At 71.3% G+C, this 17,974-nt stretch carries 13 protein-coding genes and 2 pseudogenes; 7 read left to right on the top strand and 8 right to left on the bottom strand.

Annotated features, from left to right (window positions below; all coding sequences use genetic code 11):
• Nucleotides 1–138: 138 nt before the first annotated feature.
• Nucleotides 139–711 (bottom strand): RNA 2',3'-cyclic phosphodiesterase, encoded by a 573-nt coding sequence (gene thpR, locus AC6F7H_RS15450; RefSeq protein WP_500757551.1) that lies wholly within the window; start codon nt 709–711, stop codon nt 139–141.
• Between the two features lie 114 nt (nt 712–825).
• Between thpR and AC6F7H_RS15445 the strand changes: the two genes are divergently transcribed.
• A complete protein-coding gene (locus AC6F7H_RS15445; protein ID WP_500757550.1) occupies nt 826–1,413 on the top strand; it encodes a Uma2 family endonuclease in 588 nt (195 codons plus the stop codon).
• Nucleotides 1,414–1,449: 36 nt separating this feature from the next.
• On the opposite strand, the gene AC6F7H_RS15440 is transcribed toward AC6F7H_RS15445, so the two are convergent.
• Both AC6F7H_RS15440 and AC6F7H_RS15435 read right to left on the bottom strand, forming a co-directional pair.
• Entirely contained in the window at nt 1,450–2,841 is a 1,392-nt protein-coding gene (locus AC6F7H_RS15440) for an MFS transporter (RefSeq protein WP_500757549.1), read from the bottom strand.
• A gap of 31 nt (nt 2,842–2,872) precedes the next feature.
• Nucleotides 2,873–3,310: a MarR family winged helix-turn-helix transcriptional regulator gene (locus tag AC6F7H_RS15435; RefSeq protein ID WP_363034199.1), complete on the bottom strand. Its 438-nt coding sequence runs from the start codon at nt 3,308–3,310 to the stop codon at nt 2,873–2,875.
• Between the two features lie 211 nt (nt 3,311–3,521).
• On the opposite strand from AC6F7H_RS15435, the gene AC6F7H_RS15430 reads away from it, so the two are divergent.
• Nucleotides 3,522–3,704, top strand: coding sequence for a ribbon-helix-helix protein, CopG family (locus AC6F7H_RS15430; protein WP_109379380.1), 183 nt, complete (start codon nt 3,522–3,524; stop codon nt 3,702–3,704).
• Between the two features lie 36 nt (nt 3,705–3,740).
• Here AC6F7H_RS15430 and AC6F7H_RS15425 read toward each other — a convergent pair whose 3' ends face one another.
• Complete coding sequence (locus AC6F7H_RS15425; RefSeq protein ID WP_500757548.1) at nt 3,741–5,192, bottom strand: NCS2 family permease; 1,452 nt, start codon at nt 5,190–5,192, stop codon at nt 3,741–3,743.
• A gap of 181 nt (nt 5,193–5,373) precedes the next feature.
• Here AC6F7H_RS15425 and AC6F7H_RS15420 point away from each other — a divergent pair, with 181 nt between their 5' ends.
• Both AC6F7H_RS15420 and AC6F7H_RS15415 read left to right on the top strand, forming a co-directional pair.
• Complete coding sequence (locus AC6F7H_RS15420; protein WP_500757547.1) at nt 5,374–5,760, top strand: DUF2530 domain-containing protein; 387 nt, start codon at nt 5,374–5,376, stop codon at nt 5,758–5,760.
• Between the two features lie 118 nt (nt 5,761–5,878).
• Nucleotides 5,879–8,278, top strand: a complete 2,400-nt coding sequence (locus AC6F7H_RS15415; RefSeq protein ID WP_500757546.1) for an HAD-IC family P-type ATPase — start codon at nt 5,879–5,881, stop codon at nt 8,276–8,278.
• 121 nt (nt 8,279–8,399) lie between these two features.
• On the opposite strand, the gene AC6F7H_RS15410 is transcribed toward AC6F7H_RS15415, so the two are convergent.
• The gene (locus tag AC6F7H_RS15410; protein ID WP_500757545.1) at nt 8,400–9,275 is read right to left on the bottom strand and encodes a hypothetical protein; all 876 of its coding nucleotides are present in this window, start codon (nt 9,273–9,275) and stop codon (nt 8,400–8,402) included.
• Between the two features lie 328 nt (nt 9,276–9,603).
• On the opposite strand from AC6F7H_RS15410, the gene nhaA reads away from it, so the two are divergent.
• A complete protein-coding gene (gene nhaA / locus AC6F7H_RS15405; protein ID WP_500757544.1) occupies nt 9,604–11,499 on the top strand; it encodes a Na+/H+ antiporter NhaA in 1,896 nt (631 codons plus the stop codon).
• 80 nt (nt 11,500–11,579) lie between these two features.
• On the opposite strand, the gene AC6F7H_RS15400 is transcribed toward nhaA, so the two are convergent.
• On the bottom strand, nt 11,580–14,711 hold the full coding sequence (locus AC6F7H_RS15400) for a sacsin N-terminal ATP-binding-like domain-containing protein (protein WP_500757543.1): 3,132 nt from the start codon (nt 14,709–14,711) through the stop codon (nt 11,580–11,582).
• Nucleotides 14,712–15,087: 376 nt separating this feature from the next.
• Between AC6F7H_RS15400 and AC6F7H_RS15395 the strand changes: the two are divergent.
• Nucleotides 15,088–15,564, top strand: a pseudogene (locus tag AC6F7H_RS15395) (transposase); the annotation flags it as partial.
• Nucleotides 15,565–15,579: 15 nt separating this feature from the next.
• On the opposite strand, the pseudogene AC6F7H_RS15390 reads toward AC6F7H_RS15395, so the two are convergent.
• Nucleotides 15,580–15,720 (bottom strand): annotated as a pseudogene (locus AC6F7H_RS15390) (transcriptional regulator); the annotation flags it as partial.
• Between the two features lie 159 nt (nt 15,721–15,879).
• Here AC6F7H_RS15390 and AC6F7H_RS15385 point away from each other — a divergent pair.
• Nucleotides 15,880–16,320, top strand: a complete 441-nt coding sequence (locus AC6F7H_RS15385; RefSeq protein ID WP_500757542.1) for an ATP-binding protein — start codon at nt 15,880–15,882, stop codon at nt 16,318–16,320.
• 529 nt (nt 16,321–16,849) lie between these two features.
• On the opposite strand, the gene AC6F7H_RS15380 is transcribed toward AC6F7H_RS15385, so the two are convergent.
• Nucleotides 16,850–17,776, bottom strand: coding sequence for a DUF3027 domain-containing protein (locus AC6F7H_RS15380; protein ID WP_500757541.1), 927 nt, complete (start codon nt 17,774–17,776; stop codon nt 16,850–16,852).
• Nucleotides 17,777–17,974 lie beyond the last annotated feature (198 nt).

The raw sequence follows: 17,974 nt of genomic DNA, 5'->3' as shown, positions 1-17,974 counted from the left end.
GCACGACGGATCGCCGGGGATGCCTGGCGGCGGCGGGGCTAGTTTCCGAGCGCCGCCGCCACGGCCACTACCACGAACATCAGTACGAGCGCACCGGCCATGATCCGGTTCCGGGTTTTCGGGTCCACGCCTTCGAGCCTAACCGGCCGCCCCGAGTGGCCGGCGCGCGACCACCTCGTAACGCGGCTGCTCGCCCGGCACCCCCGACCTCGGCAGGTTGCTGCGCACCAGTGCCAGCTCGCCCACGGTCCAGGCACGGCTCCGGAACCGCCCCAGGGCCTCCACGTACGGCCGTACGTCGGCGCCGGTCCGGCTGCGGGCCAGCGTCAGGTGGGCCTTGTAGCGGCGGTGCTCCCCCATCGCCACGCCCGCCTTGCGCCCCGCCGCCTCCGTACGGTCGGCGAGCAGGCTCAGGGTGTGCAGGTCACCGTCCGCCCCGGTCCACAGGGCCCGTCCGTGGCCGAACTGACCACCACCGCACAGCGCCAACCCGAAGGGCTCGCTCCGGGACGCGGCCCGCTCCAGGCGGGCGGTCAGTTCGGGGGCGAGGTCGTCGTCGACCTCACCGTAGAAGGCGAGCGTGAAGTGCCAGCCAGGCCGGCCGGTCCAGCGCAGGGCGTCCGCGCCGGGCAGCCGCCGCAGCTCCTCGACCTCGACGGCAAGCTCACGGATCACGTCCTCGGGCGGCACCACGGCGGCGAAGAGTCTCATGCCTCCAGTCTCACCGGGGAACGCGTGTACGCCCACGCGTGTCCCGGTCACCGTGCGTATCGTTGTACCGCGCGGCCGCACCCGTCCGGGGCTCAGCCGGGGAGGAGCGCCACGATGACCGTCCTTGACGACAGGATCAAGATGGCCGACAGCAACGGCGAACCCACCCTCGACATGATGTTCGAGTGGTTGGAGACGATGCCCGTCCCCGAGGGTCACAAGGTCGAAATCGTCGGGGGGAACATCTTCATGGCGCCTCAGCGGGACACCCACTGGGACATCATCGCGAACATTTACGACCAGCTGCGCGCCGAGTACCCACGCAAGCGCGTGAAGTGCGACGTCCGCATCGACTACCCGGGGTACCTCAACGGCTTCGCCTCCGATGTCACGTTGATGGCCGAAGGCTCCGACAAGAACGCCGAAGGGCTGTGGAGCTGCGCGGACGTCGAATTCGTCGCCGAGGTGATCTCCGAGGAGACCGGCGCCAACGACTACGGGCCGAAGAAGGACGCCTACGCCACCGCCGGCGTGCCCGTGTACCTGATCGTGGACCCGTACACCGGCGAGTGGCACCTGCACACCCTGCCGAAGGACGGCACGTACCGCGGGGCGGTCCGGCTTCCCTTCGGTGAGGAGGTCGACCTGACCGGGACGGCCGTCGGTCTGGTGCTCAAGACCGACGAGTTCCCCCGCAACTGACCGCGGGGGAACTCGTCGGGGCGGTGGGTCCGGCCGTCAGGCCACCGCCGTCAGCTCCCGTTGCCGATCCCTCGGCACGAACCGCACCCGGGGGTGGCCCCCGGTCCAGCCGACCGTCAGGCGCAGGTTGCCGACGCGGGCCAGGATCAGGCCGATCACGGCGGCGGCGAGGACCGCGACGGCACCGCCCGTCGCGAAGCCGAGACGGGCGCCGTAGGTGTCGGTGATCCAGCCGACGATCGGGGCGCCGACGGGCGCGCCGCCGAGGAAGACCATCATGTACAGGGCCATGACGCGACCGCGTACGGCCGGGTCGGTGGACATCTGGATGCTGGTGTTGGTGGTGACGTTGACCGTCATGGCGAACAGGCCGATCGGGATCATGAGCAGGGCGAACAGCCACAGGGTGGGTGCCCCGGCCGCCACGATCTCCAGTCCGCCGAAGGCCAGCGCGGCCAGGATCAGCAGCCGCAGGCGGGCCGTGCCGCGCCGGGCGGCGAGCAGGGCGCCGGCCAGGGAACCGACCGCCATCAGGGTGTTGAACAGGCTGTAGGCGCCCGCGCCCCCGTGGAAGACGTCGTCGGCGAAGGCCGAGAGGTAGACGGGGAAGTTGAAGGCGAACGTGCCGATGAAACCGACCAGGACGATCGGCCAGACCAGATCGGGCCGGCCCGCGACATAGCGCAGCCCCTCCCGCAGCTGCCCCTTGCCGCGCGGGGACGGCGTGACGGCGTGCAGTTCGCGGGCCCGCATCATCATCAGGCCGGCCAGCGGCGCGATGAAGGACAGGCCGTTGAGGAGGAACGCCCAGCCCGTGCCGACGCCGGTGATCAGCAGGCCCGCGACGGCGGGGCCGACCAGGCGGGCGGACTGGAAGTTCGCGGAGTTCAGGCTGACCGCGTTCTGCAGCTGCCCGGGGCCGACCAGCTCGGCGACGAAGGACTGGCGGGCGGGGTTGTCGACCACCGTCGCCAGACCGGTGACGAAGGCGGCGACGTAGACGTGCCAGACCTCGACCTGTCCGGTGAGGGTGAGGGCGGCGAGCGCCAGCGAGGTGAGGGCCATCGCCGACTGGGTGACGAGCAGCGTGGGGCGCTTGCGCAGGCGGTCCACGAGGACACCGCCGTACAGGCCGAACAGCAGCATCGGCAGGAACTGCAGGGCCGTGGTGATACCGACGGCGGCCGAGGAGGCGGTGAGGGTGAGCACCAGCCAGTCCTGGGCGATGCGCTGCATCCAGGTGCCGATGTTGGAGACGACCTGGCCGATGAAGAACAGGCGGTAGTTCCTGACCCGCAGCGAGGAGAACATCCGGGACCTGCGGATGTTCCGCCCCGGCTTTTCGGGGTTGGGCGGCGTGTCACCGCCGGTGGTGATGTCGTGGGTGTCCGGTCCGGGGGCGGAGTCTGCTCCGGGTCCCGTACTCAAGGTTCGCCTCCTAGCGACAGCTGCTGAGTTCCTAGATGTGCGCGAGCTTCTCCAGCACGGGGGCGGCGGCACGGAGTTTCGCCCATTCGTCCTCGTCGAGTTCCTCGGCGAGGGTGGCCAGGAAGACGTTCCGCCTGCGTCGGCTCTCGGCGAGCATCGCCTCGGCCTGTTCGGTCTGCGTCACGACCTTCTGCCGCCGGTCGTCGGGGTGCGGCTCCAGCCGGACCAGCCCCTTGCCCTCCAGCAGGGCCACGATGCGGGTCATCGAGGGCGGCTGGACGTGTTCCTTGCGGGCGAGCTCGCCCGGGGTGGCTTGGCCGCAGCGGGCCAGAGTGCCCAGCACCGACATCTCGGTGGGGCTGAGCGACTCGTCGACACGCTGGTGCCTGAGTCGACGGGACAGTCGCATCACGGCGGATCGAAGGGCGTTGACGGCGGCCGCGTCGTCGCCATGGCTGAGGTCCGGCATGTTCTTTAGCATAACTCATTACTCTCGCTAAATGACTGGTCGGGGCGCGCTCGAACTCCGCCCGCGCCCGTGAGGTCGGCCACTCGTGCCGCGGTCATGCCGCAATCGCGCCACAGAGCAGGCCATGGAGCAGGCCATAGATCACTCGTACGGGTGATCTCTGCGTGGAACAGGGCACACCGGGCCGGAGAGTGCGGCAAGGCTCATGCCCATGGGGACCGACGTACTCAGCCTGCGCATGGACCAGGAACTGCTCGAAAGACTCCGGAGCCATGCCGCCAAACGCGGAATGAGCGTCCAGGACTATGTCGTCCAGACGCTCATTCGCGATGACTTCGACCAGCGGTTCCAGACCGCCGTCGAGGAGACGGAGAAGTTCTACGGCGTCACCTGAGCCCGTACCGAGCCGGTCGGGGCAGGCCGGGCCGGGTCAGGTCAGACCCAGCGCCGGCATCAGGTAGTAGAAGGCGAAGACCGCCGACACCGCGTACATCGCCGCCGGGACCTCCCGGCTGCGCCCGGCCGCCAGGCGCAGCAGCACGAAGGCGATGAAGCCCATACCGATGCCGTTGGTGATCGAGTAGGTGAAGGGCATCATCACCATGGTCACGAAGGCCGGGATGGCGATCGTGTAATCCGCCCAGTCGATCTCCTTGATCGAGCCCGCCAGAATCAGGAAACCGACCGCGAACAGCGCCGGGGTGGCCGCCTGGGACGGCACCATCGTGGCGACGGGCGTGAGGAACAGCGCGACGGCGAACAGCCCGCCGGTGACGACGTTCGCGAAGCCGGTGCGCGCGCCCTCGCCGACGCCGGCCGTGGACTCCACGAAGGCGGTGGTGGCGGAGGCGGAGCCGACACCGCCCGCGGCGACCCCGACACCGTCGATGAACAGGACCTTGTTGATGCCGGGCATCTGGCCGTCGGCGTCGGTCAGCTTGGCCTCGTCGGAGACGCCCATGATCGTGCCCATCGCGTCGAAGAAGCACGACAGCAGCACGGTGAAGACGAACAGGACGCCGGTCAGCACGCCGACCTTGGCGAAGCCGCCGAACAGGCTGACCTCGCCGATCAGGCCGAAGTCGGGGGTGGCGACGGGGTTGCCGGGCCAGGTCGGGTTCGTCAGGCCCCAGGAGGGGATGTCGGCCACGGCGTTGATGACCACGGCGAGGACCGTCATCGCGACGATCGAGATGAGGATCGCGCCGGGCACCTTGCGCACGATCAGCGCCAGCGTGAGCAACGCGCCGAGGACGAAGACGAGGACCGGCCAGCCGGTGAGGTGACCGCCGGTGCCGAGCTGGAGCGGGACGGTGGTCTGGGCGGCGTCCGGGATCCGGGAGACGAAACCGGAGTCGACCAGGCCGATCAGCATGATGAACAGGCCGATACCGATGGCGATGGCCTTGCGCAGGCCGTACGGGACGGCGTTCATCACGCGCTCGCGCAGACCGGTGGCGACCAGCAGCATGACGACGAAGCCTGCCAGCACCACCATGCCCATCGCGTCGGGCCACGACATGCGCGGGGCGAGCTGGAGGGCGACGACCGAGTTCACGCCGAGGCCGGCGGCCAGCGCGATCGGCACGTTGCCGATGACGCCCATGAGCAGCGTGGTGAACGCCGCCGTCAGGGCGGTCGCAGTGACCAGCTGACCGTTGTCGAGCTGGTTGCCGTACATGTCCTTCGCGCTGCCGAGGATGATCGGGTTCAGCACGATGATGTAGGCCATCGCGAAGAAGGTGGCGAATCCGCCACGGATCTCGCGGGGCAGGCTGCTGCCCCGCTCGGAGATCTTGAAGTAGCGGTCGAGTGCGCCGCGCGCGGGCGCGGGCCCCGGCTGGTCGGGCGTGGGGGCCTTACTGGGGGCCGACGTGGACATGCAGAACCTCATCACCGTCGGACTTCCATCAAAGCCCTTTGGTGTTTCCTACGAGCAGAACTGGCCAGAGACAAACAGATTCAGTATGAAGATATAACGACATCCACGCTATCTCCGCGCGTAGACACCTGCGGCCCGATGCGGCGAACCTCACCCCCGTCCGCCCTCGTAAGCTGTCCGCATGGCCGCTTTCTTCTCGGGTCTCTCGCGTTGGTTCACGGGGACCCCCAAGCACGAGGCGCCGGAGCCCCTGGAGGGCCCCGTGGTCGCCACCATCGTCGGCGGCACGATCATCTGGTTCGCCCTCTTCCTGGTGCAGCTGCCCTTCTACGGCTGGTTCGACGAGCACGGCCACACCTGGTGGCTGTGGACCTGCCTGGCCGGCGGCGGGCTCGGGTTCATCGGCATCTGGTACGTCCGCCGGCGCGACGCCGCGATCAAGCGCGCCCAGGCCGCGGCGGCCGCGCGGGGTACGGAGTCGGCACAGTCGGTGGAGACAGCGGAGACGGTGGAGACGGAACCGGCCGGCGGCCCCTCGGGCGCCTCCTCCCCGTCGTCGGCCGACTGACCCCTCACCGCTCCTGTACGACCACGGAACTACGGCCGCCCCGCGTATCTCCTCCCCTGGTCGGATCTTCCTCGTATCCGGTGGGTGAAGCCGTGAAACCGCACGTACCGTCGACTGCATGACGCCTCTCGACGCGGACCCCCAGGCAGGGGCCACGCAGCCCGGCACCGTCACCTCGCCGGTGACCGGCCTGACCGCCGCGGAGGTGGCGCGGCGGGTGGCCCTCGGGCAGGTCAACGACGTGCCGGCGCGCAGCAGCCGGTCCATGATCGAGATCGTCCGCGCGAACGTCTTCACCCGGTTCAACGCGATCATCGGCGTCCTCTGGGTGATCATGCTGGCCGTCGCGCCCATCCAGGACAGCCTGTTCGGCTTCGTGATCCTCGCCAACACCGGGATCGGCATCGTCCAGGAGTGGCGGGCGAAGAAGACCCTGGACTCACTGGCGCTGATCGGCGAGGTGCGGCCCACGGTGCGCCGGGACGGGGCGGCGGCAAAGATCGGCACGTCCGAGATCGTGCTGGACGACCTGATCGAGATCGGGCCGGGCGACAAGGTCGTCGTCGACGGGGTGTGCGCCGAGGCGGACGCGCTGGAGATCGACGAGTCGCTGCTCACCGGCGAGGCCGATCCCGTGGTCAAACAGCCCGGGGACCGGCTCATGTCCGGAAGCTTCGTGGTCGCGGGCGGCGGTTCCTTCCAGGCGACCAGGGTGGGACGCGAGGCGTACGCGGCGCAGCTCGCCGAGGAGGCGTCCCGGTTCACGCTGGTCCACTCCGAGCTGCGCTCGGGCATCTCCACGATCCTCAAGTACGTGACGTGGATGATGATCCCGACCGCGACCGGGCTGATCATCAGCCAGCTGGTCGTGAATCACAACGAGCTGGGCGACTCCATCGCCCGCACGGTCGGCGGGATCGTGCCGATGGTGCCCGAGGGGCTGGTGCTGCTCACCTCGGTGGCCTTCGCCATCGGGGTCGTCCGGCTGGGGCGCAAGCAGTGCCTGGTGCAGGAACTGCCCGCCATCGAGGGACTGGCCCGCGTCGACACGGTCTGCCTGGACAAGACCGGCACCCTCACCGAGGGCGGCATGGACGTCACCGGACTGCGGCTGCTCGACGGCGGCGACGAGACGTACGTACGGAAGGTGCTGGGGGCCCTCGGCGCGTCCGATCCGCGGCCGAACGCGTCCCTCCGGGCGATCGTCGACGCCTACCCGGACGCCGGGGACTGGCGCTGCACCGACACCCTGCCGTTCTCCTCGGCCCGCAAGTACAGCGGCGCCACCCTCGACGAGGGCACCGGGCAACCGCCCGTCACCTGGCTGCTCGGGGCGCCCGATGTGCTGCTGGACGCCGACGACCCGGCCCTGGCCCAAACTACGCGGCTGAACGAGCAGGGGCTGCGGGTGCTGCTGCTCGCCCGCGCCGAGCGCGACGTGGACGTGGACGACCCGGACGCGGCCAAGGGTGTCCGCCCGGCCGCGCTGGTGGTGCTGGAGCAGCGGCTGCGGCCGGACGCGGCCGACACCCTGCGGTACTTCTCCGAGCAGAACGTCCGCGCCAAGGTCATCTCCGGCGACAACGCCGTGTCGGTCGGCGCGGTCGCGGCCAAGCTGGGGCTGAGCGGTACGACGGTCGACGCGCGCCGGCTGCCCGCCGAGCCGGACGAGATGGCCGAGGCGCTGGACCGGGGCACGGTGTTCGGGCGGGTCGGCCCGCAGCAGAAGCGGGACATGGTGGGCGCGCTCCAGTCGCGCGGGCACACGGTCGCCATGACCGGCGACGGGGTGAACGACGTGCTGGCACTGAAGGACGCCGACATCGGGGTGGCGATGGGCTCCGGTTCGGAGGCCACGCGGGCGGTCGCGCAGATCGTGCTGCTGAACAACAGTTTCGCCGCCCTGCCGTCGGTGGTGGCCGAGGGGCGGCGGGTGATCGGCAACATCACCCGGGTCGCGACGCTGTTCCTGGTGAAGACCGTCTACTCGGTGCTGCTGGCGGTGCTGGTGGTGTGCTGGCAGGTGGAGTACCCGTTCCTGCCGCGCCATCTGACCCTGCTGTCCACGCTCACCATCGGCGTCCCGGCGTTCTTCCTGGCCCTCGCCCCCAACAAGGAGCGGGCCCGGCCGAACTTCGTACGGCGGGTCATGCGGTACGCGGTCCCGGGCGGGGTGCTGGCCGCGCTGGCGACGTTCGCCACGTATCTGCTCGCCCGCCACCACTACAGCGGTGAGGGGGCGTTGGAGGCGGAGACGAGCGCGGCGACGCTGACGCTGTTCCTGATCTCGCTGTGGGTGCTGGCGATCATCGCCCGGCCCTACACCTGGTGGCGGATCGGGCTGGTGGCGACGATGGCCGCGGGGTTCCTGCTGGTGCTGGTCGTGCCGCGGCTGCAGGAGTTCTTCGCGCTGAGGCTGGTGGGGATGACGATGCCGTGGATCGCGGTCGGCATCGCGGTGGTGGCGGCGGCCGTCCTGGAGTTCCTGTGGAGACGGGTGGACCGCGTTTCCGCTTAGCGCTCGGCTCGGCAGGGAACATCGGCCGTCGGTTTCCCTGCGGGCCGGTGGGGGCTGGTCGCGCAGTTCCCCGCGCCCTTGTAGGGCGCCTCGGTGAACCGCGCGACCAGCCGGACGCGGCTTACTTCACGTCGACGAAGTCACCGGCGGCCTTGACGGCCGGGGTGGTCGAGGTGCCCTCGAAGTTGTAGCGGTGGTAGCCGTCGACGGAGGCCTTGACCGTGGTCTTCAGGTTGCCCGTCGAGTTGGTCTTGATGGTCTTGACGGTGGTGTAGGTGCTGGAGTTCTTCTTGCGGAACTGCAGCTTCACCGACTGGTTCGTGTAGCCGGCGTACTTGTTGGTCTCCCAGTTGGCGCGGGTCAGCTTGCCGGTGACCGTGATGGTCTTGCCCTTCTTGACCGGCTCGGGAGAGGCGTTGACGGTCAGCTTGGAGTAGCGCTGGACCTTGGTGGTGCCGAGGGCACCCTCGTCGGCGTACTGCTCCGTCTCGTAGTTCAGGGCCAGGGCGCCGCCCTTCCAGGTACCGGCGTCGGAGTTGATCAGCTCTCCGTAGGCCGGGTAGATGTCGATCTTGCCCGTGCAGTTGGCGGTGGTGGACGAGGTCGCGGTGCATTTCGCCGCGTAGTCGCCGAGCAGGAGGTTGACCGGGGCTTCGAAAGAGCCCTTGTAGATGTAGGGACCGGTGTCGAAGTCCTCGGACTTGATGTCCACGTCGGCGCCGTGCGTGATCTTGTAGGTCACCGTGGTGGAGACCTTGTTCGTCGTACCGACCTTGACCGCCGTGGCGATCTTGAAGTTCGAGAAGGAGACATCGAGGTCGCCGATGACGGCGACGGTGCTGAACGTGGACCGGGCGGACGCCCCGTGCGCGGACGCGAACGCGGAGGCGGCCTTCTCACGGAACGAGGGGCCGTCGGCCTGTGCGGCCGGGGCGGCGAGGGCGGACAGGGCCAGGGCGCCGGAGACTGCGGCGACGGCGGTGGCTCGAATACGCATGCATTCCCCATGTGGAGAAGGGGCCCCGATGGTCGTCGTTCCCAACGGCTCGTCGTCACTTCCGGGGCCCGAGTGACCTTGGAGTCTGTTGACTCAACTGATCAGATACATGACACCGGTGAATGGTTGTACGGGCAATCGAAAACCTGTGTGCGATTCTTGAAGATCAAGGTCCCGGCCGCCGCGCGCCGCACGCAGAGCCCGAAAGGCCAGAAGCATCTGAAGAACCCGAAGGAGGGTCCCGCATGATCACACCCGCCCGCGACAACCCCTGTCAGCACCATTCCCAGGCCTTGTCCGCCATGCGGACGGGTACCGTGATTCAGTGATGAGCGCGACGAAGACTCCGGACACGCAGTCCCGGGCGAAGCGGCGCTCACTGGGTGGGCAGCTCTCCACCCGCGTGCGTTCCTTCATGGAGACCGAGGCCGGCAGCGCCGGTCTGCTCCTGATAGCCGTCGCGGTGGCCCTGATCTGGGCGAACTCGCCCTGGTCGGACTCGTACACATCGTTCTGGGCCACCGACCTGTCCCTCTCCCTCGGCAAAGCCGAGCTGTCGATGGACCTGGGGCACTGGGTCAACGACGGGCTGATGGCCCTCTTCTTCTTCATCATCGGCCTGGAGGTGCGTTACGAGGTCTCCGTCGGGGAGCTGAACAGCCGCAGCCGGCTCATGATCCCGCTCCTCGCCGGGATCGGCGGCATGCTCGTGCCCGTCCTGCTGTACCTGGCGATCGCGCCCGGGGGCGACGCCGCCATGGGCTGGGGCGTGGTCATCGGCACCGACACGGCGTTCATGCTGGGCGCGCTCGCCATCGTGGGCCCGCGGTTCGTCACGCAGCTGCGCGTCTTCCTGCTGGCCATCACCGTCATCGACGACATCGTGGCCGTCACCGTGATCGGCGTGGTCTACTCCGGCAGCGTCAGTGTGCCGGAGCTGATCGTCGCGCTCCTCCTGGGCGTGGTGCTGTCCGCGCTGACCCGCTTCGGCGTCTGGCAGGCGGCCCCGTACGTCCTGATCGTCCTCGTGATGTGGCTCGCCACCCTCCAGGCCGGTCTGCACGCCTCCATCGCCGGCATGCTCGGCGGCCTCCTGATCCCCGCCCGGAACCCCTCGCGCGAGGGAGTGGAACAGGCCGCACGGCTCTTCCGCGCCTTCCGTCAGTCTCCCCTCGCGGACGTCGGCAAGACGGCACGCAGGGGGCTCCAGCAGGCCGTCTCCGTCAACGAGCGGCTCCAGACGGTGCTCCACCCCTGGTCCAGCTACGTCATCGTCCCGGTGTTCGCGCTGGCCAACGCCGGTGTCGACCTGCGTGGCGGCGTCCTCACCAACGCCCTGACCTCCTTCGTCACCTGGGCCGTGGTCGTGGGTCTCGTCGTCGGAAAGCTGGTCGGTATCTGGGGTGGCGCCTACCTCGGCACCCGGACCGGCCTCGGGAAGCTCCCGACCGGGGTGGGGCAGGGCCATGTCCTGGGCGGCGGTGTCCTGTCCGGGATCGGCTTCACCGTGTCCCTGCTGATCGTCGGACTCGCCTTCCACGACCCGGTGATCCGTGCCGAGGCGACCGTCGGTGTCCTGCTGGCGGCCCTGTTCTCCACCCTCGGGGGCTGGCTCGTGTTCCATCTGGCCGCGGTCCTGCGCGGGGAGACCGACGCGGACCTGCCCCGTTATCTGGACCGTCCGGTCGACCCGGAGACGGACCACATCCTCGGGCCCCCCGAAGCGCCCCTCACGCTGGTGGAGTACGGCGACTTCGAGTGCCCCTTCTGCGCCCGCGCCACCGGCGTCACCCAGGAACTGCGGCAACGTTTCGGTGACCAGTTCCGCTACGTCTTCCGGCACCTGCCGCTGCCCGACGTGCACCCGCACGCCGAGCTCGCCGCACGGGCGGCGACGGCCGCCGGTCTGCAGGGCCGCTTCTGGGAGATGCACGGCCTGCTCTACAAACACCAGGACGAGCTCGAGTACGAGGACAGCGCCGGCTACGCCGCCGACCTCGGACTCGACGTCGAGAAGTTCCTCCGCGACCTCGACGACGAGAAGACGGCCGACCGGGTACGGGCGGACGCCGCCAGCGCCGAGGCCAGCGGCGCCCGCGGGGTCCCGACGTTCTTCATCGGCAACCGCCGGCACACCGGCCCGTACGACGCGGCGACGCTCGCCCGCGAGCTCGAGGCGTACGCGCAGGAGTCCGGCGCCCAGGCGCCCACCGAGCAGAAGTAGAGGCAGAGGCAGAGGCAGGCGAAAGGTCCGCCCGTGGGGGGGTGGGCCGGGGGCGACCCCGGCCCACCCCCCACGGGCGTTCAGTCGAACCAGCGGTCCCGCGCCAGTTCCTCCGTCCTGGACGGGTCCTCCAGCAGGGCCGCGACCTCGAAGCGGCGCGGCCACTCACCGGCCGCCCAGGCCAGTCCGGCGGCGACGCCCTCCAGGGTGGCGGCGTGCAGCACGCCGTCGCCGGTCAGGCGCCAGTCGATCTCCACGCCGTCCACGACGAGTTCCTCGTGCTCGACGTACGTGGCCGGGGTGCGCGACCCGAGCAGCACCCGCACGGACTCCGGCACGTCGTACTCGGTGCCCTGGGAGCCGACCTCCCCGGTGACGGACTCGCTCAGCCGCCGCACCTGGAACAGTTCGGCCAGCTCGGCCGCCCGCGAGGGGCGGACGGGCAGCAGGGCCACACCCGCGGTGAACGGCAGCAGGTCGGGCGAGTCGACGACCACCGCGTCGGCGGCGTCCACCACCTCGACCCGGCCGTCGACCACCGCGCGCAGCTCGTCCGGCAGGGTCACCTGTTCCGGCTCCAGGTCGGCCAGCGCCCCGTAGAGGGCGTGCAGCTGGGCGGCGGTGACCGCGCGGTCGGGGTCGGCGAGGCGGTCGAGGAGTTCGGCCGCGCCGCCCGGTTCGTCGAGCAGCGCGGACACGGAGGTGCGCACCCCGAGCGCCCGCAGCACCTGCTCGTCCTCGAAGCCGGTGGCATCGGCCTCGTCGTACAGGCCGCGCAGCAGCGGGTCGCTCCCGGCGGCGCGCAGACCGGCCGGGCGGCGACCGCCGAGCACCGGGTGCCCGCGCAGCCACCAGGCGGTGTACGGGCGGACGACCTCGTGGGTGCCGTCGGGCAGCAGGACGCGCACCGGCTGGGTGAGCGCGTCGCGCAGCGGCGGGCGGGCGAGCAGGGCGAGGGCCCGGGGCCACTGGTCGTCGTCGACGAGGTCGAGGTCGCGCACGGCGACGATCTCGGTGGCGACCGGCGGCACCGGGCTGTCGGGGAAGCGGTCGAGGATGTCCTCGCTCCACACGTCCACGGCGTCGAGCAGGCCCGCGTCGTCGGGTTCGGCGAAGTCCCCTTCCCGCGGCTCGAGTTCGTCCGGGTCGAGGACGACGTCGGTGGCACGGACGAGGGCGAAGTCGACCAGCACGCCGCAGGCGGCCAGTGGGGCCTCGCCCCACTTCTGCGCCAACTCGGTTTCCACGGAGGCGAGTTCACCTTCGCGCATGACGCGGGCGAAGGGGCCGCCGGGGAAGACCAGTTCGCAGGCCGGGGAGAGTTCGCCGTCCTCGTCGGGCAGGGCGAGGGCGCCCAGCCAGGGCTCGTCACCGGGTTCGAGACCGGCGTCGCGCACCAGGCCGAGCACGGTGTCGGCGAGTTCCTCGGCGTCGGGCGCCTCCTCCTCCCAGTTCACACAGCCCTCGTCGTCCAGGGAGGCGGCGACGGCGGCCCGCACCTGCGGGGTGGTGAGCACCGCGCGCGGGGTGGCCGGGAGGGCGCCGAGCTTCTCCAGCAGGGGGTGCGCGGCGTCCGGATGGGCGACCTTGAGGCCGAGCCGGGCCAGCACCTCGGGGTCGATCCGGGCGGCCTCCGCGCCGGGCAGCAGCACCTGCCGGGGGCCGATGGTGGTACGCCGGTCGGCGAGCGGCACGGGCAGCCCGGAGAGCCGGTCCGGGTCGACCCCGGCAAGGCTCTCGTACAGCCGCCGCCACCAGTCGGGCGCCTTCTCCAGCCCGGCGAGCCGGTCGATCGCGTCGGCCAGCGGGACCCGGGCCACGCCCAGGGTGCGCAGTTCCGTCCGCCGCTCGAGCCCGGCGGGCAGCAGGGTGGGCAGCACCTCGGCGAGTACTCGCACGGTGTCGGCCCCGGCGCCCTCGACGATCTCGGCGTCCCGGGGCCGCAGGGACTCGGGCAGACCGGATTCGTCGTCCTGCTCGCGCGGCGGGACGGCGGGGGGCAGGAAGGAGGTGCGGGGCAGCCGCCCGAGGACCGCCCGGCGCAGGGCGCCGTCCAGTTCGCCCTTGCCGAGCGGGCCGGGCACGAGGTCGATGATCCCGGCGGTCACCGGATGCCACTCCGCGAGGAGACCGGCGTAGGCGTCGGCCGCGCGCTCCACCAGGAAGTCGGTGAGCGGGCCGGGGGCGGCGTGCCGTCGGGTGGAGTCCAGCGGGAAGGAGGCGATGAGCAGGGCGGGGACGCCGAGCGGCTCGTCGCTCGGGGTGGGGGCGTGCACGACGGGGCTGGTGCGGGGCCGGGCGGGACTGCCGTCGGGGTCGACGGGGACGGCCCAGGTGACCGACCAGTGGGGCCGCAACCGCTCCTCGACGGGACGGTCGGCGAGCAGGTCCGGGGTGAGCAGCCCGTGCGCGGCGGAGGTGCGCCAGCGGGTGGTGCCGTCGCGTGAGTCCGCGACGACGGTGAGGGCGCCCTCCTCGCTCCGGCGCACGGTACGGGGCTCGGCGTCGCCGGTCTCGACGACGACCTCCTCCAGGCCGGGCAGGGCGAGCAGCAGGGCGTCGTCGACCGCGTGCAGCAGCCGCTCGGCCAGGTCGGCGGCGGCCGTGTCGCGCAGCGGCAGGATGACGGCGGTGTCGTACGGGTCGGGGGCGGTGCCCTCGGCGGCGAAGGGCAGGCGCAGCAGCGGTACGTGCCCGTCGCGGCGGCGGATCTCGTCGCCGAGACCGGCGCTGTGCCCCGCGCTGTCACCGGCGAGCTCCCGGGCCTCGGCCAGCGACCACCGCACCCCGCCCTGCCGGCCGACGAGGGCGGGCTCGTCGGTGACGGCGAGGACGGCGGCGAACCCGACACCGAACCGGCCCACGGCCCCGGCGGGCTCGTCCCGCTTCGCGGACGCCCGCAGGGTGGACAGCGACTCGACCCCGGCCGCGTCCAGTGGAGCACCGGTGTTGGCGGCGACGAGCACCCCGTCGCGCAACGTGAGCCGGAGCCGCCCCGGCACCCCCGCGCGGGCGGCGGCGTCGGCGGCGTTCTGCGCCAGCTCGACGACGAGGCGGTCCCGGTACCCGCCGAGGACGAGATCCTCCTCGGCGTTGGCGTCCTCACGGAACCGGGCGGGACTGGCGGCCCAGGCGTCCAGCACCCCACGCCGCAGCCGCGCCGTCCCGAACGGGTCGGCGCCCTCGTCCGCAGGCCGTACGAACATGCTCACGGTCACTCTCCTCATCGGCCCCGATCGGCGTGAGACCGAAGGTACCCCTCCGCGGGACGCGACCACGCACGCCCCGGACCCCGCGGCCCCGCCGCCCCGGGTAGCAGGGGTCTCGGCCACCACTCGGCCGGGGTGCGCCGTCCAGCGTCGCCCGTTGCCCGGCATGCCCTCGTTGTCGGTGCCCTGCGGCACAATGGCCGCTGTTTCCGGTTCCACCGCGTCACCGCTCCGGCGCTCGCGGTTTCATCAGGGGGGAGTGGATGACCACAGCGCCGCAGACCAACCTGGACAAGCTGCTCACCCGGCTCGCCGACCGCAAGGCCACGCGCACGGAGGCGGACCTCCGGTCAGCCGTCCGGCAGTTCCTGCTGGACGGCTGACTCGACCTCGGCGAGAACGACCTGAGCGTCGACCCGGAGTCCCAGGTGGGCGACGGCGCCGCATCGACGTCGAGGCCGACGGCCGTACCGCGGAGCCGAGCGCCGGGCTGATCGACTCGCAGTCCGTGCGCACGGCCGATACGGTCCCCGTCGGTACCCGGGGCTTCGACGCGGGCAAGAAGGTGAAGGGCCGCAAGCGGTTCATCGTCACGGACACCCTGGGCCTGCTGCTGGCGGTTCACGTGGTCGCGGCGAACATCCAGGACCGCGACGGCGCGAAGCGTTCGTTGCTGTGGACCCGCCTGGACCTTCCGGGCGTGCAGAAGATCTGGGCGGACCAGGGCTTCACCGGCCGCCTCGTGGAGTGGTCACGCATGATCCTCAGCCGCGAGCTGGAGATCGTGCGCAAGGCCCCGGGCCAGCGCGGATTCCAGGTCCGACCCAGGAGATGGGCGATCGAGCGCACCTCCTCGTGGCTCACCGCCCACCACCGCCTCGCGCCGCAGCTCCAACTGCCGCCCGACGGTCGTGGTGACCGCGACGCCCCACTCGTCGTCCGGGTCCACCTCCCAACCCGGCTCGTCGGCCTCGCTCTTGAGCTTTCCCGCCTCCGCCTCGACCGCCGTCATGTCGCGCCTCTCCCTCGAAACCGTCCGTGACGCACCCGACGCCCTACCCGTACCAACCGTCGGCACAGCCTCGACAGCACCGGACGACCTCCGGAAAGTGACCGTTCGCACGCGCCGAGTCACCTCTCGCGGCACGCAGGTACCGCCACGCCGGGTGACGTGAACCAGAAAACCGCCGAACCCGCGACCCCCGTCCGCAACTTCAGCGTGCAGTTCTCCCCCACGCCACGCGGTGCCTGCCTCGCCCGCCTGCTCGGAGCGGAACAGCTCCGTTCCTGGGGGCTGCCGATGGGCCCCGCCCACCAGATCATCGCGGAGCTGGCCGTCAACGCGACCACACACGGTCGCGTCCCGGGACGCGACTTCCAGCTCACCCTATACGTCGTCGCCGACACGCTCCGCATCGAGGTCACCGACACCCGCGGGGAACGACTTCCCCAGCCCCAACCGCCCGCCCCCGACGCCGAATCCGGGCGCGGCCTGCTGCTCGTCGACGCGTTCGCCGACCGCTGGGGCGTGACCGAGGGCCGTTACCCGCGCAAGACCGTCTGGGCCGAACTGAGCCTCACCCCACCGGAACACCACCGCCCGCACGCGTGAGCACTTCGGCCACATCTGTCCATATGCCGCTCACATGAGCGCCCAGATGACACTTTCCCCCTGACTGCTCACGGTTCCCGGCACGACACCCCTCCCGCCGGTTGTGCGGGCCCGGAACCGTGGGGGCCCGCATCGCCCATCACGGCACCGGAACCCGACTTCTCAAGCTCCGGTGCCCTCAGCTGACTCCACGTCCCGAGCAGACCCCCGACGCCCTGCGAGCCACCCTCGCCGTCGTCGCCCCGGGCCGCCTGCCGAAGATGCAGCGAGCCAAGGACGAGGCGTTCGCCCAGGCCGCCGAGTGGCAGTCCCTCAACCCCGTGCGGAGCTGGGTCCTGGCCTGGGCCCGGGACATCGAGATCACCCGACGCCCCGACCTCGCCACCCGTCACGCCCGCGCCAGGAGCAACCTGGAACACGAGGACGCGGCCGTCGCCCGGGAGGCCCTGCGGGAGCTGAGCGCCCTCCTGGACGAGGCCATGAAGGCAGTACGCGCCCGAACCAGGCCGATCGTGGCTCGCGTCACCGCCTACGAGTGCCCCAGTTCCGCCGAGGATGCGTCCTCCGTCACCGGGACCGAGCCGGAGTCCGGTGCCGGGCGCAGCGGGAACGGGTCGACGCGGGTCTCGTCGATCCGGGGCGGGACGGGCTGGGGCGGCTTGGGCATGACCGCGGCCTCCGAGTGGCCGCCGCAGCCGTAGGACAGGGAGACGACACGGCCGTCGGCCGGGGAGAACTCGTTGGCGCACACGCCGAAGGCCTGACCGAGCGATCCGCCGATCGGGGTGAGGAAGCCGCAGGACACACAGGACGCGGGGGCCGCCTGCGCCATCGGGGTCTTGGCGCCGAAGGCCTCCTCCCAGCGGTCGGCGGCGGTGTGCAGACCGTAGCGGGACAGGACCCGGGCGCGCCGCATGCCGAGTTCCTCGGCGACCGCCGCGATCGAACCGCGGGCCGGGGCGGTCACCTGGTGCGCCGGGGTGCCCTCGGTGACGTCCGCGTCCTCGGCCTCCGCCAGTTCGGCGAACTCCCCGGAGACCGGCGAGTTCGGCGGCGGCGCGTCCTCACCGGAGAAGCCGGGCTCCAGCCGCAGGTCCTCGGCGTCGGTGGGCAGCAGATCGCCGGGGCCCATGTCGCCGGGACGCAGCCGCTCGCTCCACGGCACCCACTCCGGCGCGAGGATCGCGTCGGGGCCGGGCAGCAGGACCGCCTCGTCCACCGTGACGATCTTGGCGCGGGAGGCGCGGGCGACGGTGACGGCCCAGCGCCAGCCGCGGTAGCCGAGCTCACCGCACGCGAAGTAGTGGGTGACGACCCGGTCGCCCTCGGAGAGCATTCCTTCGTGTTCGCCGACGACCCCGGGCGCGGCGGCCTCCTCGGCTGCTGCGCGGGCGAGGTCGACGGCCTCGGCGCACAGCCGGTCGGGGGTGCGGCTTCGCGTTGTCGCTGCCTTCACAGGTATCGCTTCTCTCCTACGCCGTCTCACGAGTGCGCCACTCCCGGCGCGAGGGCGGACGGAGCGGACCGGAGGACCGCGTCGACGTCCACGCCTGATCGTGCTCGGGCGCGCCTCCATCCATTCTGCGGGATGGCTGAGATACGCACGCTACCTGTTCGCGTGCGCTGGGCCTACACCGACGGTTGTTCTCGAGTG

Source organism: Streptomyces sp. MMS24-W38, from assembly GCF_059889265.1.
Note: the sequence above shows the minus strand (reverse complement) of the source record. Positions and strands in the feature narration are given on the sequence as shown.